Annotated in this window: 15 protein-coding genes; 6 read left to right on the forward strand and 9 right to left on the reverse strand. The window is 48.9% G+C overall.

The features are described from left to right. Positions 1–14 precede the first annotated feature (14 nt). Positions 15–1,889, reverse strand: a complete 1,875-nt coding sequence (locus tag ACZ5DR_RS05705; protein WP_377366085.1) for a methyl-accepting chemotaxis protein — start codon at positions 1,887–1,889, stop codon at positions 15–17. A 282-nt stretch (positions 1,890–2,171) separates the two neighbouring features. Here ACZ5DR_RS05705 and ACZ5DR_RS05710 point away from each other — a divergent pair, with 282 nt between their 5' ends. Further along, positions 2,172–3,398: a sensor domain-containing diguanylate cyclase gene (locus ACZ5DR_RS05710; protein WP_377366084.1), complete on the forward strand. Its 1,227-nt coding sequence runs from the start codon at positions 2,172–2,174 to the stop codon at positions 3,396–3,398. A 101-nt stretch (positions 3,399–3,499) separates the two neighbouring features. On the opposite strand, the gene ACZ5DR_RS05715 is transcribed toward ACZ5DR_RS05710, so the two are convergent. The 6 genes from ACZ5DR_RS05715 to ACZ5DR_RS05740 form a co-directional block, all read right to left on the reverse strand. Next, the gene (locus tag ACZ5DR_RS05715) at positions 3,500–4,189 is read right to left on the reverse strand and encodes a hypothetical protein (RefSeq protein WP_377366083.1); all 690 of its coding nucleotides are present in this window, start codon (positions 4,187–4,189) and stop codon (positions 3,500–3,502) included. Between the two features lie 22 nt (positions 4,190–4,211). Continuing rightward, the gene (gene putA / locus ACZ5DR_RS05720; RefSeq protein ID WP_377366082.1) at positions 4,212–7,334 is read right to left on the reverse strand and encodes a bifunctional proline dehydrogenase/L-glutamate gamma-semialdehyde dehydrogenase PutA; all 3,123 of its coding nucleotides are present in this window, start codon (positions 7,332–7,334) and stop codon (positions 4,212–4,214) included. 298 nt (positions 7,335–7,632) lie between these two features. Further along, positions 7,633–8,406, reverse strand: coding sequence for a helix-turn-helix domain-containing protein (locus tag ACZ5DR_RS05725; RefSeq protein WP_377366081.1), 774 nt, complete (start codon positions 8,404–8,406; stop codon positions 7,633–7,635). Between the two features lie 113 nt (positions 8,407–8,519). Then, complete coding sequence (locus tag ACZ5DR_RS05730) at positions 8,520–9,482, reverse strand: NADPH:quinone reductase (RefSeq protein ID WP_377366080.1); 963 nt, start codon at positions 9,480–9,482, stop codon at positions 8,520–8,522. Between the two features lie 14 nt (positions 9,483–9,496). After that, positions 9,497–10,888 (reverse strand): TRAP transporter large permease, encoded by a 1,392-nt coding sequence (locus ACZ5DR_RS05735; RefSeq protein ID WP_377366079.1) that lies wholly within the window; start codon positions 10,886–10,888, stop codon positions 9,497–9,499. A 1-nt stretch (position 10,889) separates the two neighbouring features. Next, positions 10,890–11,411: a TRAP transporter small permease subunit gene (locus tag ACZ5DR_RS05740; protein WP_377366078.1), complete on the reverse strand. Its 522-nt coding sequence runs from the start codon at positions 11,409–11,411 to the stop codon at positions 10,890–10,892. Between the two features lie 277 nt (positions 11,412–11,688). Between ACZ5DR_RS05740 and ACZ5DR_RS05745 the strand changes: the two genes are divergently transcribed. The 5 genes from ACZ5DR_RS05745 to phoU all read left to right on the forward strand — a co-directional run bounded on the left by ACZ5DR_RS05745 (position 11,689) and on the right by phoU (position 18,328). Next, positions 11,689–12,657, forward strand: a complete 969-nt coding sequence (locus tag ACZ5DR_RS05745) for a PstS family phosphate ABC transporter substrate-binding protein (protein WP_377366077.1) — start codon at positions 11,689–11,691, stop codon at positions 12,655–12,657. 114 nt (positions 12,658–12,771) lie between these two features. After that, positions 12,772–15,024 (forward strand): ABC transporter permease subunit, encoded by a 2,253-nt coding sequence (locus ACZ5DR_RS05750; protein WP_377366076.1) that lies wholly within the window; start codon positions 12,772–12,774, stop codon positions 15,022–15,024. After that, positions 15,024–16,736, forward strand: a complete 1,713-nt coding sequence (pstA, locus tag ACZ5DR_RS05755) for a phosphate ABC transporter permease PstA (RefSeq protein WP_377366075.1) — start codon at positions 15,024–15,026, stop codon at positions 16,734–16,736. Before ACZ5DR_RS05750 ends, pstA begins: the two co-directional genes overlap by 1 nt. Before the next feature lie 21 nt (positions 16,737–16,757). Beyond that, a complete protein-coding gene (gene pstB, locus ACZ5DR_RS05760) occupies positions 16,758–17,588 on the forward strand; it encodes a phosphate ABC transporter ATP-binding protein PstB (protein WP_464543876.1) in 831 nt (276 codons plus the stop codon). Positions 17,589–17,605: 17 nt separating this feature from the next. Next, a complete protein-coding gene (gene phoU, locus ACZ5DR_RS05765; RefSeq protein WP_377366074.1) occupies positions 17,606–18,328 on the forward strand; it encodes a phosphate signaling complex protein PhoU in 723 nt (240 codons plus the stop codon). Positions 18,329–18,402: 74 nt separating this feature from the next. On the opposite strand, the gene ACZ5DR_RS05770 is transcribed toward phoU, so the two are convergent. Next, on the reverse strand, positions 18,403–18,735 hold the full coding sequence (locus ACZ5DR_RS05770; RefSeq protein WP_377366073.1) for an Hpt domain-containing protein: 333 nt from the start codon (positions 18,733–18,735) through the stop codon (positions 18,403–18,405). A 4-nt stretch (positions 18,736–18,739) separates the two neighbouring features. Continuing rightward, entirely contained in the window at positions 18,740–20,530 is a 1,791-nt protein-coding gene (locus ACZ5DR_RS05775; protein ID WP_377366072.1) for an ATP-binding protein, read from the reverse strand.

The following is a 20,530-nucleotide window of genomic DNA, read 5'->3' on the forward strand; positions in this document are numbered from 1 at the left end:
CTATTGAGCTCGCTTTAGAGTGTGAAATGGTTCACTGCTTTGGTGAGTGAGGCGGCGTGTTCGTCTAACTCGTTACATAGCTGATAAGACGCTTTCATGCTGCTCATGGTGTCGTTGGAGGTATCTGAAATGATCACAATGTTGCGGGTAATTTCTTCCGTTGCATTGGCCTGTTCTCGGGTGGCTGTCGCCACTTGATGGCTCATTTCAGAGACTTTTTCCACCTCGGTGGTAATGTCTTTTAGGGTGGCACCGGTTTCCCTTAGGCGAGTAGAGGTTTCCTGGGTGCTTTGGCTGCCTGCATTAATGGTTTTAACCGTTTGTTCTGCTTTGGATTTAAGGGTCTCAATCATCTTGTCAATTTCTTGAGTCGATTCGGCTGTTCGTTGAGCCAGAGTTCGAACTTCGTCCGCAACCACCGCGAACCCTCGACCTTGCTCACCCGCTCGGGCTGCTTCAATGGCTGCGTTCAGGGCAAGTAGATTGGTTTGCTCTGAAATCCCCCTGATCACATCCAATACTTGGGTGATGGACTGAATCTCAAGGGACAGCTCGTTTACGTTGTTGACCGAATCGCCCATCATGGCTTCTAAGGTCTGCATTTGCTCGATGGTCGCGCTTAAGAAACGCATACCTTCCCGTGCCGCCTGATCCGTGGTGTTAGCGGCAGAGGAGGCTGATTCTGCGTTTTCTGAGATATCTTTGATGGTCATTTCCATCTCACTGGCGGCCGCTGCAACAGAGGTGGTGCTATGGGATTGTCGGTCACTCAAATCGTGGGCGGTATTAATGTTGTGATACACATGGTGAGAGGTTTCTCGAACTCGCTCGGATGTATTAGACACCTGCTTTAGCATGTCGTGAATTTGCGCGATAAAGCGGTCAAATTCCCGTGCTAAGACTCCTATTTCGTGATTTTCTTTGATGTTTAATCGTGCGGTCAGGTCGCCATCCTGATCGTTTAATTGAGTCACGGCATGGGTGATGCTTTCTACGGGTTTGAATATCACGTTTGATAGGAACCGAACGCCTAACAAGCCAAATAGTACGATCACAGCACCTACCCCTGCATTAAACATAATGGCGGATTGGATACTGCCAAATAGCTCTTTCGCTGGCACTTCTGTGACCACATACCAATCAAGGGAATCCAGTTTAGTGGCGGACTCCACAATCTCAATACCATCTTTAGAAACTGTCTGAACCTGATCAATAAGGCCAGTGAGGGGGAAGGTATTACCGACTTTGCTTTTGTCCGGGTGAACCTTAATTTCGCCTTTGGCATCCACTAAAAAGACGATGCCAGATTCAGCGATTTGGTATTGTTGGATCATTTTACTCATGGCATCTAGGGACTTGCCGATGCCCGCCAAGGCGACCCGTTTCCCCTTAACTGTTACGGCGTAATTGGTGAAAACTGCTACCGTGTCTAAGTTTTTATCAGTATCGATGCTGAGCTCATAGGGAGCATTAGAATTGATAAACGCATCGAACCAAGTGTCGGAAGCGCCTAAGGTGCGAACCAATCCATCTTGGGTGTAATAATGGCCTGTTTGTCCAGACACGATGAAGGCGGTTAAGCCGTTATTGGTACGGTTCACTTGGGTTAAATAACGTTGTACCGCGGGCAGTCCGTTTTGTGGCTCTCCGGAGGCGATCCAATCCGTAATGAAAGTATTCTGGCTGATACCGTGAGACGGCAAAATAGAGCGGCTAAGCTCCAGCTCAATCGCATTTTTAACCTCTCCTAATGCCGTCGGCAAGTCTGTCTCTGTTACCTTTTGGGTCAGGTCTGACTTGATAAAATAGGCAAATAGCAGGGTGGTAAGGATAACTGGCAGTGAAATAGCGGCAATTAAGCTCACGGACAAGAGGCTTTTTAGCTTCATAAGGGATCTCTTTGGCTTCTTTTGGGGCATCTTAAAGGTGTTGCAAAGGTGGTGCCATGGTGTAATTAATGTGCAAAGTTAATTTTAATTTATTAAATTTCAATTACTTATAGGATTAACATCATCATTATACAGGGAGGCGTTTGAGCGCATAATGGGGCAAAATAAATCCCTTCGCACCAATATTTAACCGATCGGTCAGCTATTGTCTGGATTCGTGAATTGATGTATCGAAACGGACTGGTTATTATTCATACACTTACGCTGTAGACTTAGAACGCCATGACTGTATCCACCATTTACTACTCTGCTTCATTGTCACCATGGAAGGCGTCTCTCAAACCTCTTTTGACCTCTGGAAATTGGTCTGCTGATTGGCAGGCCTTTTCTGCTTTGAGCGAGGTGCCCGTGGGGGCTTTGACGCTCATGCTGGACTCTGATTTAACCCATGATGAGCAACCTTTGGTGGGGGCACGACGTGTGCTGATGCTGGTTGAGCATTGGTCACTTGAGGCGTCATTAAAATGGTCGGCCCTTGGGGCTGAGGCGTGTGAGTCCCAAAAAGATCATGAGCGTATCGCCGGGTGTCTTGTGTTCATGTTGAGCCAGCGTGATATGAGTCGTGTGTCAGCACAAGAGTCCGATCATATGCTGCAAACCGTCATTGATGCAGTGCCTATCCCAATCTTTTTTAAAGACGAGTTACATGTCTACCGTGGTTGTAATCAAGCGTTCAGTCAGCATATTGGGTTACCGGTTGAGAAGATAGTGAACCACTCTGTGTACGATGTGGCCCCTAAGCATCTTGCGGATATTTATTACGAAGCGGACCAAAACTTATTAGCGAGTGGCGGCAAGCAGGTGTACGAAGCCAAGGTGAAGTCGTCCAGTGGTGAAGAGTCTGAGATCGAGTTCAACAAGGCCGTATTTTACAAGAAGAATGGCGATAAAGGCGGCCAAGTAGGTGCCATGTTAAACATTACTGAGCGTAACCAGCTTATGCGTCAGTTGGAGCGTGCCAGTCTAACGGATCCGCTGACGGGGATTGGAAACCGTCGTGAATTCGACATAGCGGTAAAGCGTGCCCGTGAATTAAGCCTACCAGAGGCATCCCCAAGTCTATTAATCATAGACATCGATCACTTCAAACAGATCAATGACGAATTTGGTCATGATGGAGGCGATCAGGCCCTGCAGTTCATTGTGAAAACCTTACAGAGTGTGTTGCCCAATCAGGGGAGTCTCTATCGAATTGGTGGGGAAGAGTTCTATCTTTTGTTGGAGCAGACTTCCCTTGAGGCTGCCCATGAGTTTGCCGAGCACATTCGCGCCTACCTGCCGACTCAGCCGTTTATTTTCCGTGGTGTGCGTCTGAATATCACCATGTCTATTGGTGTGGTGGAATTGAACGCTAAAAAGTCTTTAGATGGCATGCTCAAGCAAGTTGATCAGGCCCTCTATCAGGCGAAGCATCTAGGACGCAATCGAGTGTGTTTGGCAAAAGCTTAAAAAAAGGCCCTCTGTTAGGGCAGAGGGCCAGCAACGGATGCAAGCGGGGGGCTTGCTATCCTGCGGTAGGGTAAGGCGATGGCGCTTACCCTCCTGGGTGGCTATTCGGCTTTGCTGCCTAGCTCAAGCAAGGTAGCGTTACCACCGATTGCAGTGGTGTTGGTGGACACGGTTTTCTCGGTCACAAAGCGCAAAATATAATGGGGCGCACTGATCACCGGCAGTGTCTGGGCATCGTTTTCTTCAACGAGCTGACACAAAAGACCTGTCTTGTTTGCAAGACGCTGGTACAAGACTTGGGCGTGATCACTGTCACAGACTGTCGCGATACCCGCCAGGTCCAAGGCTTCAATCAAGGAGTCTTCCGCAGAGCGTGCCACGTTCTGAATCACACCTTCTGGGACAAACGGCGCAAGCGCATCCATGATGGCTTGGCCTTCTGGCCCCACTGTAACCACTGGATTCCCTGCAACAAGTGCTGCGAAGGTCTGACCCACCAAAGCGGTTTGCAGATTACTGTCTGCTTGGTCTTCTTGGGCTGTAATCAAAAAGGGACCACGACCATGGGTGGACAGTACGTTGCTTTCGCCAGTCGGTCCCGGCAGCACCAAGGCTTCGCCGATCTCATGGATGGCGTTGTCCAGTTGCCAAAGGGCCATGCTTCGCGTGGCGCCGCTGAATTTTTCCGCAGCGGATTTAAGTTGCTCGGCGCGGGTCACCACGCCAAGGTTGTTCCAAGCTTCTAACACGTCGTTCGCCACTTGGATCTGAATCGGTTTTACAATTGTCATGTTGTCTCTCCTGTGACGAGCGTTACACGCGTTGCTCAAAAGCAAAGCGAGGTAAGTAGTGTGGGCCACCCGCTTTTGGACCAGTACCAGATAGGCCCTGACCACCAAATGGTTGTACACCTACCACGGCACCCACTTGGTCACGGTTGATGTACAAGTTACCTACGCGAGCACGTTGTGCAATACGAGCGCAGGTGGTTTCGTTACGGCTGTGGACCCCCATGGTTAGACCAAAGCCTGAGTTGTTGATGGTGTCGATGATCTTGTCTAGGTCTTTTGCTTTGTAGCGAACCACGTGCATGATAGGACCAAATTTCTCATCTTTAAGCTGGTCGATACTGCTGATCTCGAAAGCCGTTGGCGCTACGAAAGTGCCTTTTTCTGCCCATTCTGGCAACTCGGATTGTCCGATAAGCTTGCCTTCTTTTTTCATGACTTCGATGTGCTCAAGCAACATTTTTTGGGCTTTCGCATCGATCACTGGACCGACATCAGTAGAGTGCAAGTACGGAAGTCCAACTGATTGCTCTTTCATGGCGCCGGCGATCATTGGGATAACGCGGTCGGCAATGTCTTCTTGAACAAACAAGACACGCAAGGCAGAACAACGTTGGCCAGCGGAAGCAAAGGCAGAACGCACCGCATCACGAACCACTTGCTCAGGTAACGAAGTGGAGTCGATCAGCATGGCGTTTTGACCACCTGTTTCAGCAATCACTGGCACCGGCGCAACACCGCGTGCAGCAAGCGTGCGGTTGATAAGTTGCGCGGTACCGGTTGAGCCTGTGAACGCTAAGCCAGCAATCCGTTTGTTTTGTGTCATCGGTGAACCAATGGTGGCACCGTTGCCGGGGAGGAAGTGCAAAACATTTTTCGGAATGCCCGCTTCGTGCAGCATTTGTACCGCACGGTAAGCGATCAAAGACGTTTGCTCAGCCGCTTTACAAACGACTGTATTGCCTGCTGCTAACGCGGCAACGACTTGGCCTGTGAAGATTGCCAATGGGAAGTTCCATGGGCTAATACAAGCGAAGACGCCACGGCCAGTCAGCTGAACTTTTTGCTCTTCACCTAGGTAGTTTTTGTAGGTGATAGGGCCAGAGAAATTTTGACGCACTTGCTGCGCGTAGTAGTTACAGAAATCCACCGCCTCGCGGACTTCGTCGATGCTGTCTTGGATGGTTTTGCCCGCTTCACGGTGACAGATCGCAACTAATTCTGGGTAGTTTTCTTCCATCAATTCAGCCATGCGTTCTAGGCAAGCAGCACGGTCAGACGCTGGCGTTTGCGACCATTCTGGATAAGCCTTATCTGCAATGTCGATGGCTTGATCAACAATCTCTTTATCTGCCCAATGTACATTACCAACGCTCAGGCTATGGTCGTAAGGGCTGTTCACGTCGTGAATGGAAGATGTGTTGAGTTGTTCACCACCAACAATTGGGTAAGCTGTCCACTGGGTCTCTTGGCCCATGAAGGCGTCCACAGAGGCTTTGAAAGGTGTCCACTCGGATTCGATTTCGATGTTCGGCCCGAAGGAGTTTTTGCGATCATCAAACATGTCTTTTGGCAGGTTGATGTGCGGGTTGTGCAGTGTTTTACGGCCTTTCAGAGTGGTAACAGGGTGATCAACCAACTCAGAAACTGGGCAGCGAGCATCCACCAAACGGTGTACGAAAGAGCTGTTTGCGCCGTTTTCTAATAGGCGGCGAACCAAGTATGGAAGCAGGTCTTTGTGGCTGCCCACTGGTGCGTAAATACGCACACATACGTCTTTGTCTTTGATAAGGCGGTTGTACAGAGCGTCGCCCATGCCGTGCAAACGCTGGAATTCGTATTCGTTGGTTTGTGCGCCTAGGTTGTCAGCAATGGTGGCGATGGTGGCGATAGTATGAGCATTGTGGCTGGCAAACTGTGGGAAAATCCACTGGCGAGTGTGTTCGCTCAATAGGAAGTTAGCACAAGCCAAGTACGACACGTCAGTGGCTTCTTTGCGGGTGTAAACAGGGTAACCGCTTAGACCTTTTTGTTGGCAAAGTTTGATCTCAGAGTCCCAGTAAGCGCCTTTTACCAAACGCAGTGGTACTCGGTCACCAACGTCTTTTGCTAGGGCTGCTAGCCAGTTCAGAACCGGTAAACAACGCTTTGAGTAAGCTTGTACCACTAGACCAAATAAGCCCCAGCCTTTGGTAACGTCGTCACGGAACAGCTTTTCAAACAGGTGCAAAGACAGTTCAAGGCGATCCGCTTCTTCGGCGTCGATGGTGATGCCAACGTTCAATGCGCGGGCTTTGCTGATCAGGCCTTTAACGCTTTCAAACAACTCTGTCATGACGCGCTCTTCACAGCCCACTTCGTAGCGTGGGTGCAGAGCAGACAGTTTGATCGAAATCGTTGGGCGGTAACCCTTGCTGTAAGTGTCTTTGCCAACAGACTCGATGGCTTGCTCGTAGGATTTTAGGTATTTGTCTGCATCGCTGGACGTCAGAGCTGCTTCACCCAACATGTCGAATGAGTAGGTGTAGCCTTTGTCACGGTAGCTTTTGCCACGGGATAGGGCTTCGCTGATGGAGCGACCTAGGACGAACTGATGTCCCATGATCTTCATGGCTTGGTTCATGGCTTTACGAATGACTGGCTCAGAGACACGGTTGACCATGCGGTTGATCAAGTTAGCAGGGGTACCGTCTTGGTTTTCGTCCATGGTGACGATCTTGCCCGTCAGCAATAGCCCCCAAGTGGAAGCGTTGACGAAGAAAGAATCAGAGTTTTTTGCATGGGATGCCCAGTCGGCAACGCTTAGACGGTCCTTAATGAAGGCATCGGCTGTTTCTTTGTCTGGCACGCGCATCAAGGCTTCAGCAAGACACATCAGTAGAATGCCTTCTTTGGTATCTAGGCTGTATTCAAGCAGTAGGGAATCGATCATGGACATGGACGCATCGTCTTTGCGCACTTCTTGGATCAGATTCGTTGCGGCATCCGTACTGGCTTTTAACTGTGCGTCAGACGGCTCAGCAAGCTTTAATAGCTCAGCTAACCATTGTTCTTCATTGACGCTGTAAAGTGGCGAAATACGCTGCCACAATTCATTTAAAGGACGCTCAAGGATGGACGGCTCTAGAGCCTCTAGCGCGTTAAACATAGTCGGATTCTCCCACGACAATTAGAAGCCGTAGCTTCTAATTGAACCGTTTGAATAGTTGTTGAAGATGCCGTCTTAAGTGTTGCAAAAAGTGCTTAAAACTCAAGGCGTGCAGAGTCAGATCATGGGAGCACTATAGTGACTGGAGGATGAATCGGTCTTTCGAAATCATCGGTTTTTTTTATAAGAAAATCCGATTAGATTTTTAATTGTCGCTAACAGGGTGATAACGGTATCAAAATAGGGCGTAACTACATCGAAAAGATAAAAAGTGGTGCAAAACGCACGAAATATTCGCTTATGGGCGAAACTGCTTTTGATACTTGAGGGGGGTAATGCCTAATGTTTGTGAAAAGGCATTGGTCATCGCACTTTGACTAGAGAAACCACACATTTCAGCCACTTGAATGGAAGCATGTCCATCCCGTAATAGGGCTTGCGCTCGTTCTAATCGCTTACGCATCAGGTACTGGTGAGGCGTCATCCCAGTACGGTCTTTAAAGCGCTCGTGGAATTGGCTAACACTCAAGAAGCAGAAGTTCGCTAATTGACTGATGTGCACACGGCGTGACAAGTTTAGCTCGATAAATTGATCCAGCTTCTCTATGTCCAGTTGATTGCCTCGAACTCGAACATCTTTGTTATTCAGTTGATGGCGGATGGCACTGAGTAGCGTGTTACCGCAGGCACGGGCCAAAATAGGGTCATCTGGGTACTGTTGCAGTTCCCCAGATAGGGCTGATGCGAGTACTTGTAGACGTGGATTCAGCTGGAAGTATGCGGCTTGGTCAAACAAACGGGAGACAATCTCGTACTCTTCGTCGGTAATGGCTTTTTGTGGCGGTGTCGGTAGGTTCACCACCATAATGCGGTTTTCCCCTAATCCGACAAACTGGTGGCCGTCAGATGAGGGCACAATGCATCCTGCACCGGATTGCATTTTTTTACCGCCTTTCCCTTCGATATCAAAATCTGTGTTTCCATCCAGAACGACCACTAGCTGGTGATAATCGTGATCATGAGTGTCGGCGACTTCGGGAAGACTGAAAACGTCGGATTTAGAAGGAGTCAAAAGATTGCCTGCTTTTTGTTCAATGTTACAGGAGAAGTATAGCGGTCTTTGCGGGGGTTGAGTAGTACAAATGAGAATGGAAGACGCCTTGTTTGGCGTCTTCCAAGGAGGGATTACTCGCTCACGCGAACGACTAGGTTCCCCTGAGCGCCACTTTTGAGAACGTCATCATGGGCTTGAGGTAATTCTGTTAGAGCGTACTCTTTACGCACCACAGGCTTTAGAACCCCCGCTTCAAACAGCGGCAGCATGGCTTGGGCGATACGCTTAAGCTCTGCAGGTTTGCAGTTCGCTAGGGCAACTCCCATGACCGCCGCATCACGGGCCATCAAATCCCGCGGGTTGATTTCTACCGTGCCACGGTTACCGATTACGGCAACACGACCACCAAAGGCCAAAGCTTTCAAATCTTGGTCTAAGTTGTGGTTGGCCAGCATTTCGATAATGACATCAAAGCCCGTATCCAGCGATTGAAACGGCGACAAGTAGCCCTCTTCGTTATGCATGATCACGGTTTGAACGCCCTGTGCACGCAGCAGATTGGCACCTTCGACCGTTCCAGCAGATGCGACCACGTCCATACCTGAAGCCATAGCAAGTTGTACGGCGGCAATCCCCACAGCGCCTGTTGCCCCATGGATTAAGACTTTATCGCCTGCTTGAGCATGGGCACGACCAAATAGTGCTCGGTGAGCCGTTGTATAAGGTACGCCTAGGCAGGCACCTTCAACAAAGCTTAAGGCATTGGCTAGAGGGAAAGTGTGAGTCGGCAGTGTCACAGCGTATTCTGCAGCAGAACCTGTTAGGTTGCGGGAGAAATACACGCGCTGGCCTACTTGGAAGTCGGTGACGTTTTTGCCTACTTCTACGATCGTTCCGGAGCCGTCGTTCCCCGGAGTGTGGGGAAACGACGCCGTGTAGTTATTGATGCCTGAACGGATGTAAGTGTCCACTGGATTGACGCCAGATGCACCGATTTGCACAAGGATCTGGTCTGCATTAATCGTGGGTTTATTAACGTCCACCAGTGTTAAATCGCTGGCTGGGCCGTAGTCGTTTACTTGCATCGCTTTCATAACATCTCCTCCAATTAGTCTGCGTAGACTTTTTCAGGTAGCCAAGTGGCTAGGTCTGGCCATACGGATAACAGAATCAGTACGAACAGCTGGATCAAAATGAATGGGATAACCCCTTTGTAGATCTGCTGAGTTTTGACCTCTGGTGGCGCAACGCCACGTAAGTAAAACAAAGCAAAGCCGAACGGTGGCGTTAAGAATGAGGTTTGTAGGTTGATGGCCATCATGATGCCAAGCCAGATTGGGTCAAGGCCCATGGCAAGTAGCACAGGTGCAACAATTGGCACCACCACAAAGGTGATTTCAATGAAGTCCAAAATGAAGCCAAGGAAGAACATCACCAACATGACGATGATAACCGCGCTGACCACGCCGCCAGGCAGCTGATTAAAGAACTCATGAATCAGTTCTTCACCGCCAAAGCCGCGGAACACAAGGGAGAACAAGGAAGCACCGATTAAGATCATGAACACCATGCCCGTGACCTTTGCCGTCGCAAACACGCTGTCTTTTAGTGTTTGAGCATTCAGTTTGCCCGAAGCGAAAGCCAAAATCGCTGCACCTAAGGCACCCACACCTGCGGCTTCAGTAGGGGTGGCAAAACCACCTAGAATAGAACCTAATACCGCAAGAATTAGCGCTAGAGGTGGTACTAATCCTTTTACAACTTCTAGAAATAAGGACGAGTCGTCCATACCGCGGCGTAATTCTTCTTTAGGGACAGCAGGTGCTTTCTCAGGTTGCAACCAAGCTACAGTTGCCACGTAAAGAATATACAGCATTACCAAGATCAAGCCTGGAATCAGAGCACCAACGAAAAGGTCACCTACGGAAACGGTTTTTGGTGAGAAGATCCCCATTTGCAGCTGCGCTTTTTGGAAGGCGTTGGACATAACGTCTCCCAACAACACCAAGGCGATAGAAGGCGGGATAATCTGTCCCAAGGTGCCGGTCGCACAGATGGTGCCAGTCGCCAACGCTGGGTCGTAACCACGGCGCAACATGGTGGGTAGGGAGATCATCCCCATGGTTACCACTGTGGCACCAACGATACCCGTACTGGCGGCCATCAACATGCCCACTAGAATCACAGAAATGCCAAGACCACCGCGTAAGGTGCCAAACAGCATCGCCATGGAGTCCAGTAGACGTTCAGCCAGTTTGGACTTCTCAAGTAAAACGCCCATCAACACGAATAGCGGAACGGCAATAAGAGTCTCATTACGCACGATACCGAACAAGCGGTTAGGTAAAGCCTCTAAGAAAACCGGATCAAAGGTGCCAAATAATGCGCCGCCAGCAGCGAAAAGTAGGGCCGTACCCCCCAATGAAAAGGCTACTGGGTAACCGAACAACAAGAAGATACAGACACCGGCAAAAAGCCATAAAGGTAAGAATTCAGCCACCTTAGAGCGCCTCCTTCGAAGATTTAGTATTCAAGACAACGCCCAGGTTTTTCAGAATGTCGGCAACGCCTTGGATGATCAGCATGCCCATCATAATTGGGATTAGGGTTTTTAGTAGGTAGATAAAGGGCAAGCCACCCGGCTCTTGGGATGTTTCCAATACCCGCCAAGACGCTGCCACATAATCAATACTCATATAAGCGGTGTAGCCACAGAAAGGCAGTAAGAAGAAAAGACCGCCGAGAATGTTTACCCAAGCTTTTTTGCGAGGTGAAAACTCACGATAGAAGACGTCAACGCGGACGTGCTCATCGTCTTTAAAAGTGTAAGCTGCGCCGAGCATGAAGACCATGGCGTGAAGATAAAGTACCGATTCTTGAATGGCGATTGAGCCCATTCCGAAGCCGTATCGTGCCACTACGATGAAGCATGTCAGAAGCATCATCAGCAATGTGAACCAAGCGACAAATTTCCCTACTACCGTAGAGATTGCTTCGGCCCCACAAATGATTTTGTTGAACATTTTTATACCCACAGGCTGTTTTCTAGAAGACAGGCGGAAAATCCGGAGCGTCAGTCTATTGGATATCCTGTGTTTTGGGAATATTTCAGGCGATTTTTGCGTAAAAACCGTTCATTAGGATGCTGTTCTTAGCCACAAAAGCGAGTTGTCGAAAAAATTAGCGAATATTTCATTCTTTAACATTAGTGTCACAAAGCATCTCTATAGTTTGCATCATCGAAGAACAAATCATGTTTCGATTCATACATAATTGACGATAACCATTGAGGTTGAAGTGATGAAAAAACTAGTTGCAACTCTAGCGGTATCTACCCTAGCAGGCGTATCTGTAAACGCGATTGCAGATGTTGACGCGAACCTTCCAGCTTACTCTAAAGCAAGCGGTGTTTCTGGTAACATCTCAAGCGTAGGTTCTGACACTCTAGCAAACCTTATGACTCTATGGGCAGAAGACTTCAAACGTCTTTACCCTAACGTTAACATCCAGATTCAAGCGGCTGGCTCTTCTACTGCGCCACCAGCTCTAACTGAAGGTACTTCTAACTTCGGTCCAATGTCTCGTATGATGAAAGACGGCGAAATTGCTGCATTCGAGAAAAAATTCGGCTACAAGCCAACGGCTGTGCCAGTGGCGATCGATGCGCTAGCAGTATTCGTACACAAAGATAACCCAATCAAAGGTCTATCTCTTCCAGAAGTGGATGCGATCTTCTCTTCTACTCGTAAGGGTGGCCACAGTGAAGACATCACAAACTGGGGTGCTGCAGGCCTAGAAGGTGCTTGGGCTGGCCGTGACATTCAATTGTTTGGTCGTAACTCAGTATCTGGTACTTACGGTTACTTCAAATCTAACGCTCTATTCAAAGGTGACTACAAAAACTCTGTAAACGAGCAGCCTGGTTCGGCTTCTGTAGTGCAGTCAGTTTCTACGTCTCTTAACGGTATTGGTTACTCTGGTATCGGTTACAAAACGTCTTCAGTACGTGCTTTGCCACTGACTAAGAAAGAAGGCGGTGAGCTAATCGAAGCGACGCCAGAAAACGCTGCTTCTGGCAAATACCCACTGTCTCGTTTCCTTTACGTTTACGTAAACAAAGCACCGAACAAACCACTTGCTCCGCTAGAGCGTGAGTTCGTGAAGATGGTTCTTTCTAAAATGGGACAAGAAGTTGTAGTGAAAGACGGTTACGTACCACTACCAGCTAAAGTTTCTGCGAAATACATGAAAGACCTAGGTATCCAGTAAGGCTGGAACATAGGGAAAGATTGCGGGATGCAACGAAGCGGGAGGGACTTAGGTCTCTCCTGCTTTTGTTAGGTTGTTATCTGTCACAAAATTGTCACAAAAAAGTTGAATTCGATGAGTACACAAGCGGATCAAAAAACACCTGAGTTGGACTTTAATACGCCAGCGCTAAAGCGCCATCGTAAAGTTCGAGCTCTCAAAGATCGCGGCGCAACGGTGGGGATTGCCATCGGTGGGAGCAGCGTGATCCTGGCTGTTATGCTGATATGTTTCTATTTATTGTATGAGGTTGCACCCCTCTTTTCAGGTGCCAGCATAGAACCCAAAGAACAGTACACCTTACCGGCTGAAGAGTCCGGTAAGAGCTTATACTTGAGTACTGAAGAACAGGCTGAGATAGGCTTTCGTGTGGCCGCCAATGGCGACATGATTTACTTCAACATCGCTGACGGCAGCATCCTCCAAAAAGTGGATAACCCAGTGGGTGAGCCAACAGCGTTTGCCGTGGAATCAGACACCAGTAACTTGTTTGCTTTCGCCTATGAAGATGGGCGAGTGCTGGTTGCTCAGCAGGAATACAAGACCACTTACCCAGATGGTGTTCGTTTAATTACCCCGAGCATTGTGTACCCATACGGGGAAGAAGGGATCGAAGCGGCAGACTTTGCGATTAAAAAGTTGAGTTTACGTGACAACGATGACCGTATGACAGTAGCGGTCATCGGTGACAGTGCCGCTCAAGTGGTGCAATACACCAAAGACGTGAACTTTATTACCGAAGAAGTTGAGCTTACGCGTAGCAGTGCTCCGGTGCCGTTTGTGACAGACGCCCATGCATTGCTTATTTCCGGAGATCAACGTTACCTCTACGTGGCGACACGCTCTGGTGATTTATCCGAATTTGACTTACGTGACTTGGATAATGTGACACTGAAAGACGAGATTGACCTGCTAGACGGTGATGCCAAGCTAGTATCCCTGCGCTACCTTCTTGGACAATCCTCGGTGATGGTAGCGGATTCAATGGGCCGAGTGAGCCAGTGGTTTAACGTACGTGATGACAATAACGTTGAGCACCTCACCTTTATCCGTGATGTAAACCAGCCAAATGCTATCGTGGACATGGCAATGGAGCATCGCCGTAAAGGGTTCGCTACGTTGGATGATCGTGGCAGTGTTGCCATCTTTAATTCCACTTCCAGCCGTCAAGTTATCGACGAAGTCATCAGTGATGGCTCTGCGCGTATGATCAGCTTCGCACCTCGTGCAAACGGTTTGTTGTTGGAAGACGGTAAAGGTCTGCATTTCTTTGAAGTGGAAAACGAGCATCCAGAAGTGTCTTGGTCCTCAATCTGGGGCAAAGTCTGGTACGAAGGCTACCAAGAGCCTACTTACACTTGGCAGTCTTCTGCTGCAAACAATGACTTTGAGCCCAAATACAGCTTGATGCCTTTGGCGTTCGGTACCATCAAGGCTGCGTTTTATGCCATGTTGATGGCCGTGCCATTGGCTATTTGTGGTGCCATTTATACAGCTTACTTCATGGCCCCAGGCCTACGTCGTAAGGTGAAGCCGATTATCGAATTAATGGAAGCCTTACCAACGGTTATTTTGGGTTTCTTAGCTGGCTTGTTCTTTGCGCCTTTCCTTGAAGAAAACTTGGCAGCGGCATTCAGTATTTTGATTGTATTGCCAGTGGGTATTCTGTTGTTTGCCTTATTGTGGTCCCGCTTGCCCCAAGGCATTCGTTGGTTGGTTCCTGAAGGTTGGCAGCCACTTGTGCTGATTCCAGTGGTTGTTTTGCTGGGTTGGCTCTGTGTGGCCATGAGCCCAGTGATCGAGCTGAACTTCTTTGACGGTAATATCCGTGGCTTTATCACCAACGATCTAGGCATCACTTTTGACCAACGTAACGCCTTAGTAGTCGGTTTTGCCATGGGCTTCGCGGTGATTCCAACGATCTTTTCGATCACTGAAGATGCTATTTTCTCAGTGCCTAAAGCACTGACTCAAGGTTCTTTGGCCTTGGGAGCGACTTACTGGCAAACCATGACCCGCGTGGTTCTACCTACTGCGAGTCCAGGTATTTTCTCAGCGGTCATGATCGGTATGGGTCGTGCGGTGGGTGAAACCATGATCGTATTGATGGCCACAGGTAACACGCCAATCATGGACTTCAATATCTTCGAAGGCATGCGTACCTTGGCAGCCAACTTGGCGGTGGAAGTTCCAGAGTCTGAAGTGGGTAGCTCCCATTACCGTATCTTGTTCTTGGCAGCGTTTGTGTTGTTCATCTTTACTTTTGTCGTGAACACCATCGCAGAAACCGTGCGTCAGCACCTACGTAAGAAATACGGGTCGTTGTAATGAGTACTGAATTGAAAATGAAAAAACAAACCGTATCCCAGTGGGTGAAATCTGGTGATCCATGGGTATGGTTAAACGCAGGTGCCGTGGCGATCTCTGTCATCATGGTGCTGGGTCTACTCGCCCTGATTGCGGTACGTGGTCTTGGTCACTTCTGGCCAGCAGACGTGGTCCAGGGTACTTACAGCATGCCAGGTTCACAGCCTTACAAACTGGTGGCAGAACGTGTTGAGTCTGCAGAGGTGCCTGCCGCACAGCTTCGTGAAGCAGGGATCAATGTAGAAGATCATCACGATCTTATGCAGCGTACACTGATGAAAACCGGTAACCGTGATGTGTACGGTTCTGATTTCCGCTGGATCATTGATGAGTACTTCACAGATGTCACCAAGCCAGAAATGATGTTCGTAGCAGAGCGTCACGAATGGGGTAACCTGTACGGATACTTGCTGTCTGTAAAAGAAAACGGTCAAGTGGTGTCTGAAACCACAGACCTAACGCCTACGGATTCTGCCCTAGCGACTTGGGCAGCATTTGAGCGCAGCATTGAGCGTGCTACAGCGATTTACGATGACATCCACGATGTGGAAAAAGACGAAATCGGAGCCATCAACCACAAGCTTGAGCGCCTTCGTTTAGAGCAACGTCGTTTGGAGTTAAATAATAACTTAACCCCAGCGAAGCTGGCTGATATTGATGCACAACGTGCTGAAGAAGATGCCAAGTACGAAGCCTTGCAACAACGTTTGATTGACCTTTACGGGGAAATTAACCGTGACACCTTTGTTGTCCAAGTAATGGATGGCAGTGTCCATGAGCTGCAGGTCGCGAAAGTGGTGCGTGCTTTTCGTCCAAACGCAATGGGTATTCCTGCCAAGCTAGGTTTCTACGGCTCGAAAGTGTGGGAGTTCTTAAGCGCTGAGCCCCGTGAAGCCAATACTGAAGGCGGTGTGTTCCCTGCGATCTTTGGTACGGTCATGATGGTATTGTTGATGACCATTCTGGTGACACCGTTTGGTGTCGTGGCGGCGGTCTACCTACGCGAATACGCTAAGCAAGGTGTGATCACCCGTACGATTCGTATCGCGGTAAACAACTTAGCGGGCGTACCGTCCATCGTATACGGTGTGTTTGGTTTAGGTTTCTTTATCTACTTTATGGGTCAAGGCATCGACCAAGCTTTCTTCCCTGAAGCATTGCCATCTCCGACCTTTGGTACCGGTGGCTTGATGTGGGCGTCGATTACTCTTGCCCTGTTAACGGTACCTGTGGTGATTGTGGCGACTGAAGAAGGTCTGTCTCGTATTCCACGTAACGTGCGAGAAGGGTCTTTGGCATTAGGCGCGACTAAAGCGGAAACCTTGTGGCGTGTGGTATTGCCTATGGCGAGCCCAGCGATCATGACAGGGGTTATTTTGGCAGTAGCCCGTGCAGCGGGTGAGGTTGCGCCACTGATGTTGGTGGGTGTGGTAAAACTTGCGCCATCACTACCACTAGACGGTAACTACCCATTTATTCACTTGGATCAGAAGTTCATGCACTTGGGCTTCCACATTTATGACGTGGGCTTCCAGAGCCCGAACGTAGAAGCGGCGCGTCCTTTGGTGTACGCCACAGCCCTTCTACTGGTGATCGTGATTGCAACGCTTAACCTTGCAGCGGTAACCATTCGAAACCACCTACGTGAAAAATACAAATCGCTGGAAATGTAAGACGGCGGAGAAGAGACGATTATGAGCGAAACTAAAACACACTCAATTGATATTTCAGCAATGCAACGTGGCCAGAACGCACTGCGCATTGAAGACGAAAAAGTTTGCCTTTCCGTTAAAGACTTACACCTTTACTACGGAGAGAAAGAAGCTTTAAAAGGGATTGATATGATCATCCCTGAGAAAAAGGTGACGGCCTTCATTGGACCATCTGGCTGTGGTAAATCGACCCTATTGCGTTGCTTTAACCGCATGAATGATTTGGTCGACAGCTGCCGTATTACGGGTGATATCAACCTGCATGACCAAAACATCTACGCTAAAGGGACTGATGTGGCGGAGCTGCGTCGCCGAGTGGGCATGGTGTTCCAAAAGCCGAACCCATTCCCAAAAAGTATTTATGAAAACGTGGCTTACGGTCTACGTATTCAAGGCATTAATAAGAAGCGTGTGATCGACGAAACCGTTGAATGGGCACTGCGTTCTGCAGCCTTATGGGATGAAGTCAAAGACCGTCTGCATGAGAGTGCTTTGGGTATGTCTGGTGGTCAGCAGCAGCGTCTGGTGATTGCCCGTACGGTGGCGGTAAAACCTGAAGTATTGCTATTGGATGAGCCCGCTTCGGCATTGGACCCAATTTCCACGCTGAAAATCGAGGAGTTGATTCACGAGCTGAAAAACGAGTTCACCATTGCCATTGTAACTCACAATATGCAGCAGGCAGCCCGTGTATCGGACTACACTGCGTTTATGTACATGGGGGATATGGTGGAGTTTGGTGATACCAATACCTTGTTTACCAACCCATCAAAACAACAAACAGAAGACTACATCACTGGTCGTTACGGTTAGGATAAGGAACTGCAATCATGCGAGAACTTACTACGGATCATATTTCTCAACAGTTTAACAACGAGCTTGAGACGCTTCGCCAGCACTTCCTAACCATGGGTGGTGTGGTAGAAAACCAAGTGGCTGATGCCATCCACGCGCTATTGGAAAGCGATGGCGCCTTAGCGGAAGAAGTAAAAGAAAAAGACGCCACTGTGAATCAGCTTGATGGCATCATCGACGAAGAATGTACCCGCATCTTGGCTAAGCGCCAGCCTGCGGCGACGGATTTGCGCATGATCCTGTCTATTAGCAAAGCAGTGACAGAACTAGAGCGTATGGGTGATGAAGCGAAAAAGATCGCCAACCACTCTTTGAAATTGATCAATGAAGGAGAGTCGCCACGGGGTTACGTGGAGATCAACCGTATTGGTCAAATGGTGACTCGCATGGTGCGAGAGAGCCTTGATGCATACGCCCGCCTTGATCTTGAAGCGGCTGTGCGCGTGGCAAAGGCAGACCGTTCAGTGGACTTGGAATACAAGACGGCTATCCGTTCTTTGATCACTTACATGATGGAAGATCCTCGCTCCATCGGTCGTGTCTTTAACGTGATTTGGATTTTGCGTTCCCTAGAGCGTATTGGTGATCACTCTCGCCATGTATGCCAACACTTGGTGTACCTGATTAACGGTGTGGATGTGCGTCATATCCCAGCGGAAGACCTAGAAGTGAAAACCAAGGATGACAACAACGGCTAGCTGTTATTGCGCTTAATGGTAAGAATGAAAAGGAGCATGAGTGATCATGCTCCTTTTTTATGGGCGATGAGAATTTAGAAAAATTCCTTGAGCGCTGTTACGCTTTGCCCGTAGCAGGATTCGGCCTTGATGTAGAGTGTCATGAGTTGATCTGAATGGCTTTGAGCTGCTTGATGCTCCATATCGGCAAAACATTTTGCCAGGTCACTCAGTGCCATATTGGCGCTTGCTGACTTTAGTGAATGGCTCAGTTGCTCGACAGAAGCGAGTTGATTTGTTTCAACGGCTTGCTTTAACTGGGCAAGCTTAGGTTCGCTGTCTTCTAGATAACTTTGGCGCACACGCACTAACGTCTCTTTCCCTAGAATACTAATCAAACTTTGTAGCTGGTCTGTGTCGATGGGCATAGCGCTACTCCTGCGGGGAAATAATTTTATCAAGTTGCGACTGAGTAATAGGGTACTGTAGCACCAGATGCACAGTAAGCTCCGGTAAAATATCAGCAATCTCTTCGGTGGCAATGATTTGAATGCCAGAAGCGGCGAGATAATGCACCGCTTGTATGCAATCGTTGTCCATCAAGCGTAAGTCGGTTAGTAACAGATAATGGAAGTCTTGTTTAGATCCGGTTAAGAAAGCCGTCTCATCTATCACTGTGACCTGCGTAAAGTGTGCCGCCAGCCCCTGTTCTAATGCGTGGGCGGCGAGGGCGTTGGATTCCAGTACCAATATTGCACTCTGCAGAGGCGCTCTCTCGATGGCGGGGGGAGCCGTATGTTCCCCAGTCCCCATAGGGATATTGATCCAGATTTCGGTCCCGCTATCACTGGCGCTGGAAAAGTGCAGCTCGCCCCCCATGGCACTGATTAAGCGATGACAAAAGGTCAGTCCAAGACCGATTAACTGAATCTGCTTTGCGATGGTATTGGCCGGATTGTGAGGGTTAATTCTGAGCCCTGTTTGCATGTCCTCTGGCAGGCCATAGCCTGTATCCCGAAGGGAAATCTGAATAACTTTTTGTGGTGTCTTGCCTGCTCCAAGGGTTTCTATAATCGGTAGAGTAGAGGGGCGAACTTGTAACACCACAGGGGAGTGTTTGGCATAGGGTAAAATCTGCGCCAGTAATGTTGATAGAATTTCGTGTAAACGCCCGTAATCTGTTTCCATATATTGAGGTAAACGAGGCTCCACTAGGCTGATCACTCGGCAATGGTGTTCTGTAAACTGGTTACTAAGGGACTCAAGGGTGTGCTCAATCTGCTGTCTTAGGCAGACCTTACTAGGCTGTAATACCATTTGATTGGACTCAATTAGAGTCAAATCCTGATAGCAGTCTATTTGGGTCAGGAGGTGATTACTCATACTGGCAGCATCGTTCAATCGACGTAAATCCTTTACGGATGTATGAGGAGAGGTCCCGTTTTGTACGCATAGACCAACTAGGGCAGTAATATTCGGCCGCAGTTCGTTGACAATACGAGCAATAACTTCGGTTTTCTCTTCTTGTACTGCTTCTACCCGGGCCTCTAAACGACGATTTCTGGCGAATATGAGCCTTTGGTCATGGGCCACTTTAAAGGCCATGAGCACTAACACTATGGTGGTGACAAAAAGACCTAGAGCAACGTTCTGGGTGTAGGTGAGTCGCTGTTCAAGAAGCTGGCGTTGCTCGCTGACGTACTCATTGGCTCCTTGGTTAACGATAAAAACAAAGTCTGAAATCTGACTGTCTAAGGATTTAAGCCGTTCAAGGATGATGGGGACCTGTGAAATGCGGCCTTGCTCAAGGTGTTCGATATTCAGGCTGATCAGTTCAAGCTCGCCAGTAATAATATTGAGCAGACGGACTGCTCGGCCATTGCCAAAGGTGCGGATATGGTTGCCGATCTCCCCCTGACGTAGGAGATCAACTCGGCTGAGCATGAGGTCGTACTGGAAATACCCTTGACCGTTTAAGGGCAGGTCGTCGGCAGAGAGATCTACCACATAATTCATTAAGCGATATGCCTGCAATTGCAGCTGCAGGGCGTTCCAGCGAGAGCTTTCAAACACTTGGCGAGCATTCAGCCTACTGCTGTCATTACTCATGGCAGAAAGGGTAAATGCTAACACTGAGAGCACAATGACACAGGCTGCCAAGCCAAATGTTAGCCAGCGCTGAAGTCGAGGTTTCCAAAGTCCTTTCTGGGGGCTAGATGCCAC

It is taken from the genome of Marinomonas vaga, assembly GCF_055388305.1.

Coding starts and splice junctions, on each gene's coding strand:
- ACZ5DR_RS05705 (WP_377366085.1), bottom strand. CDS start 1,889: ATGAAGCTAAAAAGCCTCTTGTCCGTGAGCTTAATTGCCGCTATTTCA.
- ACZ5DR_RS05710 (WP_377366084.1), top strand. CDS start 2,172: ATGACTGTATCCACCATTTACTACTCTGCTTCATTGTCACCATGGAAG.
- ACZ5DR_RS05715 (WP_377366083.1), bottom strand. CDS start 4,189: ATGACAATTGTAAAACCGATTCAGATCCAAGTGGCGAACGACGTGTTA.
- putA (WP_377366082.1), bottom strand. CDS start 7,334: ATGTTTAACGCGCTAGAGGCTCTAGAGCCGTCCATCCTTGAGCGTCCT.
- ACZ5DR_RS05730 (WP_377366080.1), bottom strand. CDS start 9,482: ATGAAAGCGATGCAAGTAAACGACTACGGCCCAGCCAGCGATTTAACA.
- ACZ5DR_RS05740 (WP_377366078.1), bottom strand. CDS start 11,411: ATGTTCAACAAAATCATTTGTGGGGCCGAAGCAATCTCTACGGTAGTA.
- ACZ5DR_RS05745 (WP_377366077.1), top strand. CDS start 11,689: ATGAAAAAACTAGTTGCAACTCTAGCGGTATCTACCCTAGCAGGCGTA.
- ACZ5DR_RS05750 (WP_377366076.1), top strand. CDS start 12,772: ATGAGTACACAAGCGGATCAAAAAACACCTGAGTTGGACTTTAATACG.
- pstA (WP_377366075.1), top strand. CDS start 15,024: ATGAGTACTGAATTGAAAATGAAAAAACAAACCGTATCCCAGTGGGTG.
- pstB (WP_464543876.1), top strand. CDS start 16,758: ATGAGCGAAACTAAAACACACTCAATTGATATTTCAGCAATGCAACGT.
- phoU (WP_377366074.1), top strand. CDS start 17,606: ATGCGAGAACTTACTACGGATCATATTTCTCAACAGTTTAACAACGAG.
- ACZ5DR_RS05770 (WP_377366073.1), bottom strand. CDS start 18,735: ATGCCCATCGACACAGACCAGCTACAAAGTTTGATTAGTATTCTAGGG.